Annotated in this window: 13 protein-coding genes; 7 read left to right on the top strand and 6 right to left on the bottom strand. The window is 56.6% G+C overall.

Annotated elements, in window-relative coordinates:
* Positions 1 to 28: 28 nt before the first annotated feature.
* On the bottom strand, positions 29 to 1,102 hold the full coding sequence (locus FHT70_RS04605) for an endo-1,4-beta-xylanase (protein ID WP_183699240.1): 1,074 nt from the start codon (positions 1,100 to 1,102) through the stop codon (positions 29 to 31).
* A gap of 562 nt (positions 1,103 to 1,664) precedes the next feature.
* Positions 1,665 to 2,534 (bottom strand): DUF6030 family protein, encoded by an 870-nt coding sequence (locus FHT70_RS04610; protein WP_183699242.1) that lies wholly within the window; start codon positions 2,532 to 2,534, stop codon positions 1,665 to 1,667.
* Positions 2,535 to 3,070: 536 nt separating this feature from the next.
* Here FHT70_RS04610 and FHT70_RS04615 point away from each other — a divergent pair.
* The 7 genes from FHT70_RS04615 (at position 3,071) to FHT70_RS04645 (ending at position 8,664) form a co-directional block, all read left to right on the top strand.
* On the top strand, positions 3,071 to 3,703 hold the full coding sequence (locus tag FHT70_RS04615) for a class I SAM-dependent methyltransferase (protein WP_183699243.1): 633 nt from the start codon (positions 3,071 to 3,073) through the stop codon (positions 3,701 to 3,703).
* Positions 3,704 to 3,866: 163 nt separating this feature from the next.
* Positions 3,867 to 4,292, top strand: coding sequence for a helix-turn-helix transcriptional regulator (locus FHT70_RS04620; protein ID WP_064804372.1), 426 nt, complete (start codon positions 3,867 to 3,869; stop codon positions 4,290 to 4,292).
* A 9-nt stretch (positions 4,293 to 4,301) separates the two neighbouring features.
* Positions 4,302 to 6,146: a peptide antibiotic resistance protein gene (locus tag FHT70_RS04625; protein WP_183699245.1), complete on the top strand. Its 1,845-nt coding sequence runs from the start codon at positions 4,302 to 4,304 to the stop codon at positions 6,144 to 6,146.
* A gap of 20 nt (positions 6,147 to 6,166) precedes the next feature.
* Positions 6,167 to 6,379: a hypothetical protein gene (locus tag FHT70_RS04630; RefSeq protein WP_085779099.1), complete on the top strand. Its 213-nt coding sequence runs from the start codon at positions 6,167 to 6,169 to the stop codon at positions 6,377 to 6,379.
* A gap of 42 nt (positions 6,380 to 6,421) precedes the next feature.
* Positions 6,422 to 7,609, top strand: coding sequence for a YcaO-like family protein (locus FHT70_RS04635; RefSeq protein WP_183699398.1), 1,188 nt, complete (start codon positions 6,422 to 6,424; stop codon positions 7,607 to 7,609).
* Complete coding sequence (locus FHT70_RS04640) at positions 7,606 to 8,313, top strand: TfuA-like protein (RefSeq protein ID WP_183699247.1); 708 nt, start codon at positions 7,606 to 7,608, stop codon at positions 8,311 to 8,313. Before FHT70_RS04635 ends, FHT70_RS04640 begins: the two co-directional genes overlap by 4 nt.
* A 102-nt stretch (positions 8,314 to 8,415) precedes the next feature.
* The gene (locus FHT70_RS04645) at positions 8,416 to 8,664 is read left to right on the top strand and encodes a hypothetical protein (protein ID WP_097597140.1); all 249 of its coding nucleotides are present in this window, start codon (positions 8,416 to 8,418) and stop codon (positions 8,662 to 8,664) included.
* Between the two features lie 345 nt (positions 8,665 to 9,009).
* Here the strand turns inward: FHT70_RS04645 and FHT70_RS04650 are convergent, their stop codons facing one another.
* The 4 genes from FHT70_RS04650 to FHT70_RS04665 form a co-directional block, all read right to left on the bottom strand.
* Complete coding sequence (locus tag FHT70_RS04650) at positions 9,010 to 9,216, bottom strand: hypothetical protein (RefSeq protein ID WP_004676311.1); 207 nt, start codon at positions 9,214 to 9,216, stop codon at positions 9,010 to 9,012.
* A 1,343-nt stretch (positions 9,217 to 10,559) separates the two neighbouring features.
* On the bottom strand, positions 10,560 to 11,669 hold the full coding sequence (locus tag FHT70_RS04655) for a glycosyltransferase family 2 protein (protein WP_183699249.1): 1,110 nt from the start codon (positions 11,667 to 11,669) through the stop codon (positions 10,560 to 10,562).
* Entirely contained in the window at positions 11,659 to 13,419 is a 1,761-nt protein-coding gene (locus FHT70_RS04660) for an ABC transporter ATP-binding protein (RefSeq protein ID WP_183699251.1), read from the bottom strand. The genes FHT70_RS04655 and FHT70_RS04660 overlap by 11 nt, the downstream gene beginning before the upstream one ends.
* Positions 13,419 to 14,492 carry a glycosyltransferase family 2 protein gene (locus FHT70_RS04665; protein WP_183699253.1) on the bottom strand — a complete coding sequence of 358 codons (1,074 nt, stop codon included), beginning with the start codon at positions 14,490 to 14,492 and terminating at the stop codon, positions 13,419 to 13,421. The genes FHT70_RS04660 and FHT70_RS04665 overlap by 1 nt, the downstream gene beginning before the upstream one ends.
* Between the last annotated feature and the right edge of the window lies 1 nt (position 14,493).

Below are 14,493 nucleotides of genomic sequence, written 5' to 3' on the forward strand. Positions count from 1 at the left end.
TCTGTTCGCGTCTCCACTGTCTCGGCGATCACATTGCCTCTATTGCCCGCCTGATGCCGTCAATCGAACTTCTCGGATCGTTGTTATCGTCGTAAAGATTAACGCGCTTCGTGCATGCCGCGCCGGGGTTGGTGTCCTTCTCGTCAAGCCCGCCATATCTCTCCGACATGCCCCAAACGGTGGCGCCTTTCAAGTCACCACGCTCGGCTGCGACGGTGATCACGTCACCGAATATCTCGGCATAGGAGACCGGCGCGGAGCTCTTGTCGCGATTGAGGAAGCGGCAGGACGCATCGAGTTCGGTGATAAAAACCCCGATACCCATATCCTTCAGCGTTGCACAGAACCGGCCCATTCCCTCCGGATCGATCCGATCGAGACCGGGGCGGAAATGCGATTGCAGCCCGACGGCGCCGATCGGCGTCTTTCTGGCGACGAGATCCTCGACAATCTTCAGGATGCGTGCACGCTTCTGTTCGAACACGTCGGATTTTTTCTCCAGGTGCGTCTCGTTGAGAACCAGCATCGCGTCGGGATTGGCTTCGTGTGCCATGTCGAAGCTCATGCGGATATAGTCGTCGCCAAGAAGGCGTCGGAAAACGCAGTCCCGCAGATCCGGCACATCATATTCCAACGGCTCGTTCACCACATCCCACGCGTCGATCGATCCCTTATAGCGACCGACAACCTGTTTTATATGACGGCTCATCGCCGCCCGAATGGTCTCAGCATCGGTGATGGCGGACACCCAGTCGGGCGTGCGATACCAGATAAGCGTGTGTCCATAAACCCGCATGTTGTTTTTGCGCGCAAACGCAACGATTTGATCGGCAGGGCCGAAGGAAAAGGCGCCTGGCCTCTTTTCCGTTGCCTTCCACTTCAGCTGGTTTCGCGGCGTTATCGAATTGACGTTATCGATGTATATCTGCGACGCAATCGGATTGCCGACATCCGCCGGATCGATCGCCGAACCGAATCGAAACGATTTTCTGTCGGCAATGGCGCGCAGCCCCGCGGACGGCGGCACCTGCGCCAAAGCCTGACCCGCGCGCGCATATAACAGGGCGAGCGGAACGGAGGCGAAGAAACGTCTTCTATTCATTCTTTCTCTCACTGTTGGCTGTGTTTAACGTCTTCGGCGGAATCGAAGGGCCAAATTTGCGGATTACGATCCATCGCGGCTTCAACTTTAATCAATAGATCGTTACAACTTCCGATTTGTTTTGGATGACGACGGCAATTTCTAGATTTTTCTGCATAATCCAAGATATTAAACCGCTGCGGGAGAGAGCTCGTTATGGAAGATTGGTTTAACTATCTGATGAGCTATGCCGCTTTTTTATGGCGACTGTTTGCAGCGGCGTATTCCTTCTGATGAGAGTTCGCGGCGTTTGCTCTCGGCGTTGTCGGTATCATTCTCCTCCTCTTCGGCGCGCTCGTCAGAACCTCGTTGCGATTGCGTCAATCGGCACGCGTCGTTCGCTCGCTCAACGACGAACTTGCGCAAGCTACTCAGGACCTCAATGTGGAGCGTCTCTGGCGTCTGGCCGGCGGTGAAGGGGCCGAACGGCCAGGTCCAGACAGCTTGACGGAGCTTTGCGGGATCCTGTCCCGTTCATCACGTGATGCAAGTTCGCATCGCCTGATGTGCGCTGCATGCGGCTCTAATTGCGATTTACTGCCGGCGGCTCTTGATGGGGAAGTTCCGGCTGCGTGCCGTTGGCCGCAATTGCGGGCTCCGGCGCGGGAAGCCATGTTCTGCCGGAAAAGTAATTCCTCGCCCTTTTCTGGGGGGCTGAGATTGCCCCCAGCGAGAGGGTAAAATTGTAGCGCTCCGGATTGAGCACCTCGTGGGTGAAGGCGATATTGGCTCCGAAGCCGTCTTCCTTGACGTCCTTCAAGTTTTTTATCGCATTCAGGGTCTCATGAAAATCGAGCCATTGCGGTTGAAGCAGCATGGTTTCGAAAACTCGCAGGATCGCCGGATCGAGCTGGCCATTCTGATCCGTTCCGGGATTGACGATCTTCACGCGCATGCTGCTGATCGTGCCGGCGGCATCGCCACGAACAATGACGAAGATGGAATTCGCGAGCTGATCCTTCTCGCGCTTGGCGCTGTGCTCGTAAAAGCACTCGAACGTGTCGGCATTGAAGCTGGCCGCCGCCCATTCGCTGGTCTGAACGCCCGCTTGTCGCAGCGCCGCGCACATTGCAGGCCCTGATATGCGCCATGTGCGCAGAAAAGCCGACGCGGTCTGTGCCATGGGCGCTTCGGTGGCATGCAGAGGAAGCTTGTAGGTCGCCGGCGGCGCCGATCGGGGAGGCGCTTCGGGCGGCGGCGGCTTAACCTCAGGGGGGAAAAGATCGAAGCCGAAATAATGGCCGATCGCCCTCAGGTGTTTCATGTCGTTGGACAGAAGCACCGTTCCGATGACCAGCGAGAGGGAAATCGTCAGCAGCAACCAAAAGATCACGGGAATCCGCGGTTTTCCTGCCGGCTGTTTCGCATACGCGGGCGACGAATTATCGGGCAAGCTTGTCTTCTCCGGCACGCGAGAAGGGTTTCGTTGGTCTGTCTGGATCCCAGCAGTATACATGATCCGGTTAAATATCTTTTGGCTTCGTGTCTGCAACCGAGCGCCCTTTCATCCGCGCCCTCATGAAAAGCGCGCCATCGGTTCGCCGAGAGCGCTTCAACAGCATTTCAGTCGAGAATTCCAATACAGCATTCGGCAATTCGGCGAGAGATAGTCGTGGATCTTGCCCCTTCTGTGGTCGCACAGGGGCGTCGTCCGCATTGAATTGAAATAAATACGAGTTTTTTGAAAAGATTGTTGAATTGACACCATTAGTTTCATCTATCAGTCGAGCATATTGAGATATTTAGTGTCATTGTCAGGCAAACTGGCTTAATTTCCGCAATTTTTTCGCGTATAACTTTTAGAATTATTTGATGAGTTCTAGATTATGCCGAACATATATTTGTATGCTGACGAATTTGGGCGAATCCGATCAAATTTTCGACGTATTAATCGATAGGGTTTGCGTGCAACAGCAGAAAGGAGAGACCATGTCCATCGAGCTAGACGCAACCACCTATATTCACGCCAAACCGACAACCGCGCACTCCTACATCTTGCCCAAAATCTTCGATGTACTGGAGAATCATTTCGACGGCTCAGCGGAAAATGACGTCTTCGATCTCGGATGCGGAACCGGCGGGGCTGCAGCGACTCTTGCGAAAGCAGGATATGATGTCGTCGGCGTCGATCCTTCCAGCGACGGGATCAGCAAGGCCAATATCCGTTATCCCGGCCTGGCGCTGAGCGTCGGCTCGGCCTATGACGACCTGTCCCGGGAATATGGCGACTTCAGCGCCGTTATCAGCCTGGAGGTCGTCGAGCATGTCTACGATCCGAAGAGCTTCACCGCGACGATGTTTGATCTCGTCAAGCCCGGCGGCATCGCGGTGATATCGACGCCCTATCACGGCTATCTGAAGAATCTTGCACTGGCTGCGACGGGAAAAATGGACGATCACTTCATGCCGTTGAGGGATCACGGGCATATCAAGTTCTGGTCGAAAAACACATTGCGCACACTGTTGCTGGAGACCGGCTTCGCTAACGTCCGTTTCGAATATGTTGGAAGAATTCCTGTCTTTGCCAAATCAATGATCGCCGTCGCCGATAAGCCGCTTTAGCCGGGCGGCGCGACATTGCGCGGTTCGCCGCAGTAGTCCAGAGGTTGTTCTACTGCGTGCCGTGATGAAAAAAACCGTTCTGAAATATTTACTTTTAGTTGCATTCTTGCTTAAACTCTCCACTATACAGCCGGCGTATTGATGAAGCGGGAGACTTAAGCAGATGAAGGCCAAATCGCCGAATTCCATCGATGTCTATGTTGGCAACCGCGTGAGAGTTCGGCGAAAGACGCTCGGCATGACCCAGCATGGCTTGGCCGAACTTCTTGGCATCACCTTCCAACAGATTCAAAAATACGAAAAAGGAACGAATCGGATCGGCGCCAGCCGCCTTCAGCGCATTTCCGAGATCCTTCGCGTGCCGGTCGGCTTCTTCTTCGAGAACGGCGGTTCCGGGCCGATCGAAGGCGAGACGAGCGAATTGAACAAGTTTTTGTCCTCGAAGGAAGGGCTCGCGCTCAATAAGGCGTTCATCGCCATCGAAGATCCCAACATCAGGCAGAAGCTGGTGGCCTTGGCCAAAAGTCTGGCGATGACGGGATTGCCCGACGTCGATAGCGACCTGCAGGATCCGGTTGTACACAACTGAGGATGGATCGTGCTTCATCTGCAGACATTTGGCGATCTGCGGCTGACTGAGTCGGATGGCGAGCCGGTTCGCTATCCGATCAAAGGTCTGTTGATGATGGCCCACATCTATGCGGGTGCGAGCCATGAACTCAGCCGTTATGAACTGGCCCAGTTTCTATGGAGCGACGTCGAGCCCGAATTGGCGCGGCTCAATTTGCGCAAAATGCTGTCCCGCATCCGGGAGATGGACGGCGGACGCACGGAAGTAGCCTTCGATTTCACTGCCACGACGGTTTGCCTCAACAAGGAGGTGGTTTCCAGCGATCTGGATGTCTTTCGAGCCGGCGGCTCGCCGCTGGATCGACTACAGGCGATCGCCGAATCGATGCAGCGCGGCTTCATCGGAAATATCAAGCCGGCGACAAAGCAGATAGATGCTTGGATCAGGGCGCAGCGGGACGCCCATGCGCTGCAATTGCGGCAAGCGTTGCTGGAGGCGCTGCCCGATGTGCAAAAGCCGGGTGCTGCGCGCATCATTTCCAGCGCCGCCCTACAAATCCTTGAGCGGGATCCGAATGACGAGCAGGTCAGGACATTGCTGCATCGGCTATCCGGCGGCGCATCGTTCGGCGAGAGATTGCCGGAAGGCGGCGGCCAAACAAGGGTGGAGGTGAAGCGTCCCGAGCCCGGCAGCCAGCCGACCGATATCGAACACATATCGCCGATCCCGAGGATCCTTCCCCGTCTGGTGTTGCTTCCCCCGACGGCGAAGCACGCCGATGCCGGACTTGCACTTGCCAACGCCTTGATCGAAGACGTCACAATCGAACTCTGTGCACTTCGGCATATTTCCATCGTCGCTCCGCATACGGCCGGACAGATCCGCCGCGACTCCGAAAAAGCGGCGGTGGTCGCCAGGCACTCGATTGCCTATCTTCTCGACACCCGATTTTCCGAAGAGGGATTGTTCGCCCAGCTGATCTATTTCCCCACGGATGAGATCGTCTGGGCCAATCGTTTTAAGATGACCCCCGATATATTGCCGCGTCAAAGGCGGCTTATCGCCCAGCAGTTGACCGAGTCGGTGGCGCGTGAGCTGGCTGAAAACGAGGAGGAACGGCTACGTTTCGAAGCCAATCCTGAAGCCTATCACGCCTATCTCGTCGGCTCCAGCCTGATGAGCAAGCTGACGCTGCCGCATATCCGCCGGGCAAGGAAGGCGTTCAAGCAGTCGCTGTCGCATAAGTCGGATTTCTCCCCGTCATTTACCGGGCTGGCAAGAACTTTCACCAGCGAGTGGCTCGTGACGGCGCAGGGAAACAATGAACTGCTGCACCTGGCAGAGCAGCATGCGCTTCGCGCAATCGAGCGAGATCCGGGATCGGCGGCGGGCCATCGCGAACTCGGGGTCACCAGACTTTATCTCGGTGATGTGGATGCCAGCGTCGCGGCCCTTCACCTGGCGGAAGAGCTCAGTCCGCATTTTGCCGATGTCATCTACAGTCATGCCGACACGCTCGTGCATGCATCCCGCCCCGGCGACGCGCTCGCCAAGATCAGAAAGGCAATTTCGCTCAATCCGATCGCACCTGACGCCTATCTCTGGTGTGCCGCTGGAGCCAGTTTCTTTTTGGAACAGTATGAGGAGGCCATCGCCTATGTCGAAGCGATGAAAGACAAAGCGCCGGCCCATCGTATCGCCGCGGCCAGTTGCGCAATGATCGGCGATCGAAAACGGGCACTCTTCCACCGGCAGCGCGCCGAAAGCATCAACCCGGTGTTCGACGTCGAGAAGTGGCTCGCCATCGTTCCCTTCAAGGAGCACTGGCAAAAAGAGCTATATCGGGAGGGCCTGTTGAAGGCTGGTTTTTAACAATAGCTGAGGGGCATACCATGGCGAAAGCTGTCATTATAGGAATACCGGGCGAGGAAGGTCTTTGGCTCGCCGATCTCGACGCAGGCACCGTCAAACCGCTCAATCCGACGGGGGAATTGGCGACTGCGAGCAGCCTGCGCAAAGCCGGTGGCATATTCGTGAAGGGCGTCGATTTGGCCGTCGCCGTTTCGTCGGCGCAGGTCGCGCTTTCCGGTCACGTCGACGGCTGAGCCAGCATTCTGACGGACCGGTCCATATATTCCGACAGGATCATATCGCCGCGGGAAACTCTTTCCCGCGTCGAGCCTTTTTTAGCTCGGTTCGGCATTACCAGGGTTGCACGACATACCGGGCTTGATGACGTCGGAATTCCCGTCTGGTGCGCCTATACTCCGAATTCACGCTCAATCGTGATTGCTCAGGGGAAGGGGCTGACCGATATCGACGCCAAAGTATCCAGCGTCATGGAAGCTGTGGAACGGGCAGTTGCCGGCGAACCTTTCGTTGATCCTGTCCGCAATACCTCGTTCGGTCTGCAGGCGATGGGGCACAAGATTGATCCGCTGAAGTGCCTGATCGCCATGCATAAACCCGATCTCAGGCCGGACGAGGAGACTGAATGGGTGGCTGGCATCAACATCCTCACCGGCGAGACGATTCATATCCCTTTTGAAGCGGTGCTGCTCGACCGCACGCGCGATGCGCGATACTGGATGTCTTCTGACGGTTTGGCATCGGGAAACAATATCGAGGAGGCCGTTTTCCACGGTGTGCTCGAGCGGATCGAGCGGGATGCGCATGTGCTATGGCAGGTTGGCGCAGAAAAGGATCGTTATGTCCGCTGCGTCGACCCCCGCGGCTTCCGGGACGAGGCACTGACCGAGTTGATCGACAAGATCGAAAAATCAGGATTGGCGCTCCGGCTCTTCGATATCACGAGCGACATCGCCATTCCGTGTTTCGCCGCCATTCTGGGTCCCGGGGACTCCGTTCCAGGCCAGCGGGATCGCCAAGGCGGCAGGGACATTCGCCTCGTTGAGGTGACCGGCGGTACGGGAGCCCATCCGTCTCCCGTGCGCGCGGCCATCCGGGCGGTAACGGAAGCCGCGCAATCCAGGCTCACCTATATCGGCGGAGCTAGGGACGATATTTCTGCCGCCACGTTCTCGAGATCCTTGCCGCCGCTCATGCGGCGAGCCTTCGACGCGGTTCCGATCTGGCCGGCTGCCGGTCCTGTCCGCCACCGAACGCCGGGACATCGGGATCTGGCGCATTTGCTGCAGCATGTGCTGGAGGCTTTGCGAAACAGAGGGATCAACTCGGTCATCGCCGTACGCCTCAGCGACGACATGCTTCCCTTTGGAGTCGTCAAGGTCGTTATCCCCGAACTCGAAAATCCGGAGGGGCCGCGGGCTCGCCAGTTTGGAACAAGGGCGCTCGCGAGAGCGATAGGCTTTTGAAGGTCATTTTCGCGGGTCCCAGTCTTCCCGACGCAGCCTCACTTGCCGGCGAGGGGATACGCGTCCTGCCGCCTGCCACGCAGGGCGATGTTCTGGCTGTGGTGGAACAGGGTGCCAATGTCATCGGCCTGATCGATGGCGGTTTCGAATACGCTGCACCTGTCTGGCATAAGGAAATTCTCTACGCTCTTTCGCTTGGCGTGACGGTCCTCGGGGCGGCAAGCATGGGCGCGCTGCGCGCTGCGGAATGTCATTCGTTCGGGATGATCGGGATCGGCCGCATTTTCGAAGACTATCGGACGGGTCGGCTGGTCGACGATGCCGCCGTTGCACTCCTGCACGCGCCGAGCGCGCTGGGCGGCAAGCCGCTGACGATACCGCTCGTCAATGTCTGCGCCACCCTCGATGCCATGGAAAGGAATGAGTTGCTCGCAGACGGGCTGCGCCAAGTCATTGAAGACGCCGCGAATGCAATATTCTTCAAGAGGCGGACGTGGCGGGCAATCGTGGAGCAATGCGCTGACGTCGCCGAGCCGGATCGCCCGCACCTTCTGGCCACTCTCGTGTCGCATTCCGTTGACCAAAAACGCATCGATGCACTGGAATTGTTGAAGAGGGTGCAGTCGACCGCCGATATTCGCGTGAATGCCGATTTGTCCTGGAAACTGCGCGAGACCTCGTTCTCCACACGGTCCGCATTGTGAAGCGAAGACGACGATCGTCACCGAGGGTTGTGTCACGCTTTTTTCACGGGCTCGACCACGTCAGCCCACGTATCATTGCTTCCATTCGTTGGAGAAATGGACATGGGCGTGACATCGACTATTAAACTAGATGGAGATCTAGGGGCGAAGGACGCTCTGGACGAACTGGTCGCATTGGCACGGATGATCGCCTATGCGCGACAGGTTGCTCAGGATGTCAAGCTGCAATTCGCGACGAATTGCCTCGACCTTGCTCTTGAAGCGGTGAAGCAGGAAGTCGGGGAGGGGCTGACCAGAGAGTTGGCCGAATTGAGCTCTCCGGTTCCGCAAGTCAGCGTAAAAAGACATTAGTGCCGCTTTCCTGCTGCAAACTCGGATAGCCCCGAAAATCACATCGATTTTGGGGCTATATGCGTCTGCGCATATGGGAGGGCCGCAGAAAACCGGCTCCGGTCGGTTGCACAGCAACGGTCTGTCGGGCTGAAACGAGTGCTCTGAGGCCTGTCTATCGGCAATCCATCTGAATTGTGGGTTGGGAGAAGCCTCGGCTTGTCGCGGGCTGGACAACCGCCGCTCATTCGATGGCGTAAAGATAGGTTCAGAACGAATGGTAAGCGGTTTGGCTGGCGTTGTCTCCGGGCAGGGAGGCGGCGGCGATAGCGGTTTGCGGTCGTCCGAGCTGGCCGATCCATGATCTCAATGGGTCAAATTGCGCTTTTGGGCCAGCAGTAAAATATAGTCGTCGGCAATGTCCGCGATAGCCATTGCGACTTCCGCCGGATCGCACCCCTCGACCTTCGTGTTTGCAATGAACTGATAAACCGCCTTCTCGATCTGTTTGCGGCAAATCATCACGCGTTCATCATAACCAAATTCCGGAATCTGCGATGCCATATCACTCATCAGGGCGGCTCCTCACTACTTCCAGTGACCATGACACAAATTATAAGTTGAGCAAGCAAATGCTTTACGAACGGTTAATTCGATCACGGGGTGCGACCATTTCGACACAGCTTGACGCGAGAACGGACATTCGAGGCTTTTGACTGCGGCGATGCGTTTGGTACTCCGGAGCCCTCGTTCCATGCGGGTGACCGCTCAAACGAGGATGGTCGTCTCTTAGCCTGCGGCCTCGCGTGCCCGGGGTCTCGGCTCATCATGCGAATTTGTCATGCCACGTCGAAAGGCGCGCCTTATACCGTCCGACCAGTGGCGTGATGAACGGCGATAACCCCTTATTTACTGGTGTTTCGAAGCTTCATTCGCCTCGAGATCAGCACTCTTTAGTATCGAATTGCGCCGCCACGTCTTCGGTGCGAAGACTTTCGGGCCGCCCGTCGTAGTGCCCGTTCGACAGGCCTATATGGTTACAGCACTGCCGACACGGCACTCAGCAAACTAACGAGAGCGATTCCATATTTCTGGAACGAATGCATCTCCATTATCTACCGGTCGGAAATTAATAACCCTTAAGGATAGCGTAATACAAATCAAATTATATCAAACGCGGAAAACATTAATTTCACACCAAGGTTGTATTTATAAATCTACCGCAAGATGAGTTAGATTATGCTGATGCTGTGAGCAAGCTGTGACGAGCGAATGTAATGCAGTAGAATGATCTCTGATCGACAGTAATACCACGTGACGAATTTGCTGTGCCCCATCACTGCTGAGGGAAACATAGGTGCGGGAGGATGCAGCAGGGTCGTTCGGTCCTTACTTTGTGGTGTCGCCGATCTCTTCTTGTCCGACCCAGGAACCATCGCCGTTGGCTCTGCGCAAACTTTCGAGCTTCTCCGAGCTAGATTGAACCAGCCTCTTGGCTCAAGCAGAGTCGGCTGGCGATCAGTCCATCCGGGTATCTCCAGCCAAAGGCGATCGGCTCGGGAGTACCAGGAGGTATGCCCGAGCCGATCGCCTTTGCCCTGACGAAAACCTGCTCCCCCAGAATGCTTCAAGCTAACCTGGAAAGGTTCTAGCAAAGTTGAGGACCCGCCGGGGTGGTGACGGATCCTCGGGTAAGATTGCCTGCGCAGTACGAAGACATGATTGCTGTCAAAGTCGATATTGTCACGGATTATTATTGGGTTGTTATGTTATCCCACAATTTATTGTCTTCTCGTTATGCCAACGTTTTTATTTTTCTGAAGTTTGTACTTCAAAATAATGAGATGGTCGCCAGAGGAGTGGAAAGGGCCCGCCTTCCGAAGTATTTTCGTTTTCTCTCGATTGGCGGAGATGCTCTATCTTCGCGAGGTCGCAATTGACTCTCCGCTGCACCGGTCGATCTCCGACAATCGCGTGAACAAGGCCCTCGTTCGGAAACGTGACCATCCGCCGACCAGCGGAATAAGGGGATCTATTTCCTCGAATTTCTTGAGATTCTTCCGCTTTTGTCGCCTGACCGGTCGGACTTTGGACAACAGCTTATTTGCGGCTCTGATGGCTTTTGAAAAGATCAGCTTGGTTATGATGCTGGCGGCGAGCAGGGGACTATGACGATAGATGTGCTTAAGCGAGGTCGCGGCGCTGTGCCAATCTTTCACAGCTGCAAATTTTGAGAATGCATAAAGGTGAGCCGAAGCGCGGGCACAGCTGACGACGAAGACGGGAAGCTGCGCATTGCGGGCCACAAATTGCTCATACACTGCCAGAAGCGATCGCGCCATTCGGGATCTATCGGCAGACATGCCTGCGGAATGAACGCGATAGCCGACCAGGCCAAGTGGCACCGCCTCAATCTTGAAATGCTCGGCAGCGCGGAGTTGGAAATCGAAGTCTTCGCATCCTCCAATTCCCTGATTGGCGTAGCTCGAATCATATCCGCCGATTTTGTCTATGACGGCACGGCGCACCATGAAGGCGCTGCCATTGCCGACAAAGCGGAAGACGAGATGGCGAATGAGAATGAATCCCCGGGCGCTGAGCGACGAGCCGGACTTGGTGCAATATCCCTCGGAATCCACCAAGCGGTGAAGGGCATAGACCGCGCCCCAGGCGTCGGGCAGAGGATGGAGCGCTGACAGCATCCTTTCGACATAAGTGGGGTGCCATAGGTCATCCGCATCCAGCAAGGCGATATAGTCTGCCGTCGATGCTTCGATCCCAGCATTGCGCGCTGCGGCTACACCGCGATTTTCGGTCGACAGGATCGTGATCCTCGGATCAGCTGCGGCGAACTCGCGACAGATCGACGCGGTATCGTCGGTGGAGCCGTCGTCCACGACGATGATTTCGAGTGCCGAATGGGTCTGGTCGACAACCGATCGAAGTGTGGTGGCGATGAACTCTTCGGCATTATAGGCAGGGATGACGACTGCCACTGTCAATCCGGATAGACGCTCAGCCGCCATAGAGCAACCCATCCGCTGTTGTGGCCGGACGCAGGTCGATCCGGTTCTTCATCAATCTTGCGACCGACGGGCGATGACTGACGACGATCAGGGTCCGGCCGTCATATTCCCTGAGCAGGAGTGAGAGCACGCGCCCCTCCGTCTCCTCATCGAGTGCGCTGGTCGCTTCGTCCAGGAGCAATATGTCGGGCCGGCCGGCCAGCGCCCGCGCCAGACCGATGCGCTGTCGTTGCCCACCCGAAAGCCGGATCGCTTCGTCGCCCAGCCATTCGTCGAAGCCGTAGGGCAGATTCTCGATGAATTCGGTGGCGCAGGCCATATCTGCCGCCCAGCGGACATCGTCCTCAGGGATGTCGCGACGGAAGCGGATATTGTCGAGGACGGAGCCATCCATAAGCTCGACGTCTTGGCCCGAGACCGCGAGCAGGCGCAGCCAGCTGGATCGCTTGACAGTCGAGAGGTCCTTGCCATCGATCGTGATCCGGCCTTCGGTCGGTTGAATAAGATCGAGAAGCATGTTGATGATCGTCGTTTTGCCGGAGCCGCTGGGTCCGGTCAGAGCCGTGGTCTCGCCTGCCCTGATCGAGAAACTGGCATGACGCACGGCAGGCATTCTGGCCTCTTCGTAGAAGAAGGATACATCGTGAAAAACGATCTCCTGTTTTAGATGTCGCAGTTGCTCTCCTCCTGCAGTTTTCCTGGCGTCGTCCTGTTCCGCGATCAGCGCGAGCACGTTTTGCAGTGAGGCTTCGATTTCATGCAAGCGCAGCAGCTGCGAATCGAATTGCTTGATATGTGGCTGGAGCCTGTAAAGAAGTATCGTGGCAGACAGGGCGGCCCGAAAATCGACCGGCAGGACCTGCGAGGACAGGATGATCGTCAGGATCACCCCGAATGTCAGCGTTTCGCTCAGAAGCGACGTTGCTGCCCCCATCCGATCCGAACGGCGCCAGGTTTCCCCCACTGTCTTGGACATGGTTTCGAAAATACCTTTGTGGTCGTCTTCCAGACCGAAGCTCTTCACCGCCTTGAACGTCTGCAATGTGGTCCAGCTCAGATGGGTCAATTCTTCCAGAGCTGAAAGACTGGCGGCGCCAAGACGGCGATAGGCAGCTGCAAACAAGCCGAGGCTGAGGTTATGGACGACGCCGAACATCACCGCGAGCACAGCAATCGGCCATGCCATTACGAGCATTCCGGCCCCGAAGATGATGATGGTCCCGAGACTGATTCCCAGGCGCACAAGGCCGGTATGAGCTGAGGCCACGGAATAGGATTCAGTGGCGATGACATTGATCAGATCGCTGCGCTCATAGCGTTGAAATCGCTGGAAGGGGATCGTCAGAATCTTTGCATAAAGACGGTGACGAATACTCTCGCTGATCTGATGGCTTACGGTGCTTGCGATGATGTCGTTGACGAAGCCCAGAATGATCCTCAGGATGATCGCGCAGATCAGCACGGCGACTAGCATCGACTTCGTGATGGAAGATTCCAATCCGCCAAAGTATGCCGGTAGCCAGGCGACGGGTCCGGAAGCAGGGCTTTGTTGGCTGAGGGCAAAAACGAGACTGACCAGCAAGGTTATCCCCACCATTTCCGATAGCCCGGTCAGGATACCGATGACGATCAGGACGGAGGTCTTCAACCGCAGCGAGGGAACGAGCTCCAGAAGTTCGCGGAAACGCGCTGCGACAATAACGTTGAAGGCGCCCCACGACCTGCGGAGAACGGGTTTCCGTAGCGTCATCATAAATGATCCATCCGGGACTTGGTGAGCTCGCCTGTCCGTATCGTTGGCGCGGCTGCGACAAGGTCGTAAAACGACGTGCCGCTGATGGGGAGCGCCACGATTTTCGGAGCCGCCCCTTTGGGCCACGCGTGCGACCTACGACGTATCCGTTTCAACAGTTTCCTGCGCTGCCGCTTCGCTTGGCGCCACAGATGCCTGACAGCCTGGCCGACAAGCCTTGACGGGAATCTCCTGACAAGGAGAGTCGCCACTTTCCTGACCTGCCCGTAGTTGCCGCCGGCAAACGCCTTCTTGAAATACCAGCACGCCGTATGGAATTCCGCCCGGGTGGCGGCGGCGGCAAGATCAGGATGGCGCCGCTTCACGTCTGCCATCACCAGAGCGTGGGATTTCAGCATGCGCGAGGCGTTGCTCGACATGTTGCCTGCGGTAAAACGATAACCGGTCAGGAAATCGGGAGCCACTGCAAAGGGTAGTCTTTCAGCCAATGCGAGATAGAGCTTCAGGTCCTCGCATCCCTCGGCTCCCTGATCACGCAGGGCAGAATCATAACCCCCGCATGCCAGGACTTCCGCCCGCGGCATGAGGGGGGTGCTGCCGTTGCCGATGAAATTTTCCCCGACCAATATTTCGAAGACATCGCCCTCATAGAGCACGGGACCCGAATGGCTGAAAATCACGTCGTTCCCGTCGATTGCCGCGTACCAGTTGTAGGCGACGCCGTGGCCTGTCGACAATTTCCCGAGCGCGCGGACTTGCATCTCGATTTTTAGAGGGTGCCAGAGGTCATCGGCATCGATCGGTGCGATGTAGCTGCCGCGGGCCTCTTCTATACCGTAGTTGCGGGCAAGGGCGACGCCGCCGTTTTGCTGGCGAAGGACACGAACGCGCGGGTCAGAAAGGCGATATTCTGTCGCCAGTTCGAATGTTTCGTCCTGCGATCCATCGTCCACGACGAGAATCTCGAGGTGTTCATAGGTTTGGGCCGAGACGCTTCGCAGCGTTTGCACGAGGGTCGCTTTCGCATTGTACGCGGGAATGATGACGGTCACCAAAGGAGCAATGATCATG

Source organism: Rhizobium sp. BK049 (assembly GCF_014193135.1).
In the GTDB taxonomy this organism is placed as follows: domain Bacteria; phylum Pseudomonadota; class Alphaproteobacteria; order Rhizobiales; family Rhizobiaceae; genus Rhizobium.

Coding starts and splice junctions, on each gene's coding strand:
- FHT70_RS04605 (WP_183699240.1), bottom strand. CDS start 1,102: ATGAATAGAAGACGTTTCTTCGCCTCCGTTCCGCTCGCCCTGTTATAT.
- FHT70_RS04615 (WP_183699243.1), top strand. CDS start 3,071: ATGTCCATCGAGCTAGACGCAACCACCTATATTCACGCCAAACCGACA.
- FHT70_RS04620 (WP_064804372.1), top strand. CDS start 3,867: ATGAAGGCCAAATCGCCGAATTCCATCGATGTCTATGTTGGCAACCGC.
- FHT70_RS04630 (WP_085779099.1), top strand. CDS start 6,167: ATGGCGAAAGCTGTCATTATAGGAATACCGGGCGAGGAAGGTCTTTGG.
- FHT70_RS04645 (WP_097597140.1), top strand. CDS start 8,416: ATGGGCGTGACATCGACTATTAAACTAGATGGAGATCTAGGGGCGAAG.
- FHT70_RS04650 (WP_004676311.1), bottom strand. CDS start 9,216: ATGAGTGATATGGCATCGCAGATTCCGGAATTTGGTTATGATGAACGC.
- FHT70_RS04655 (WP_183699249.1), bottom strand. CDS start 11,669: ATGGCGGCTGAGCGTCTATCCGGATTGACAGTGGCAGTCGTCATCCCT.
- FHT70_RS04660 (WP_183699251.1), bottom strand. CDS start 13,419: ATGACGCTACGGAAACCCGTTCTCCGCAGGTCGTGGGGCGCCTTCAAC.
- FHT70_RS04665 (WP_183699253.1), bottom strand. CDS start 14,492: ATGATCATTGCTCCTTTGGTGACCGTCATCATTCCCGCGTACAATGCG.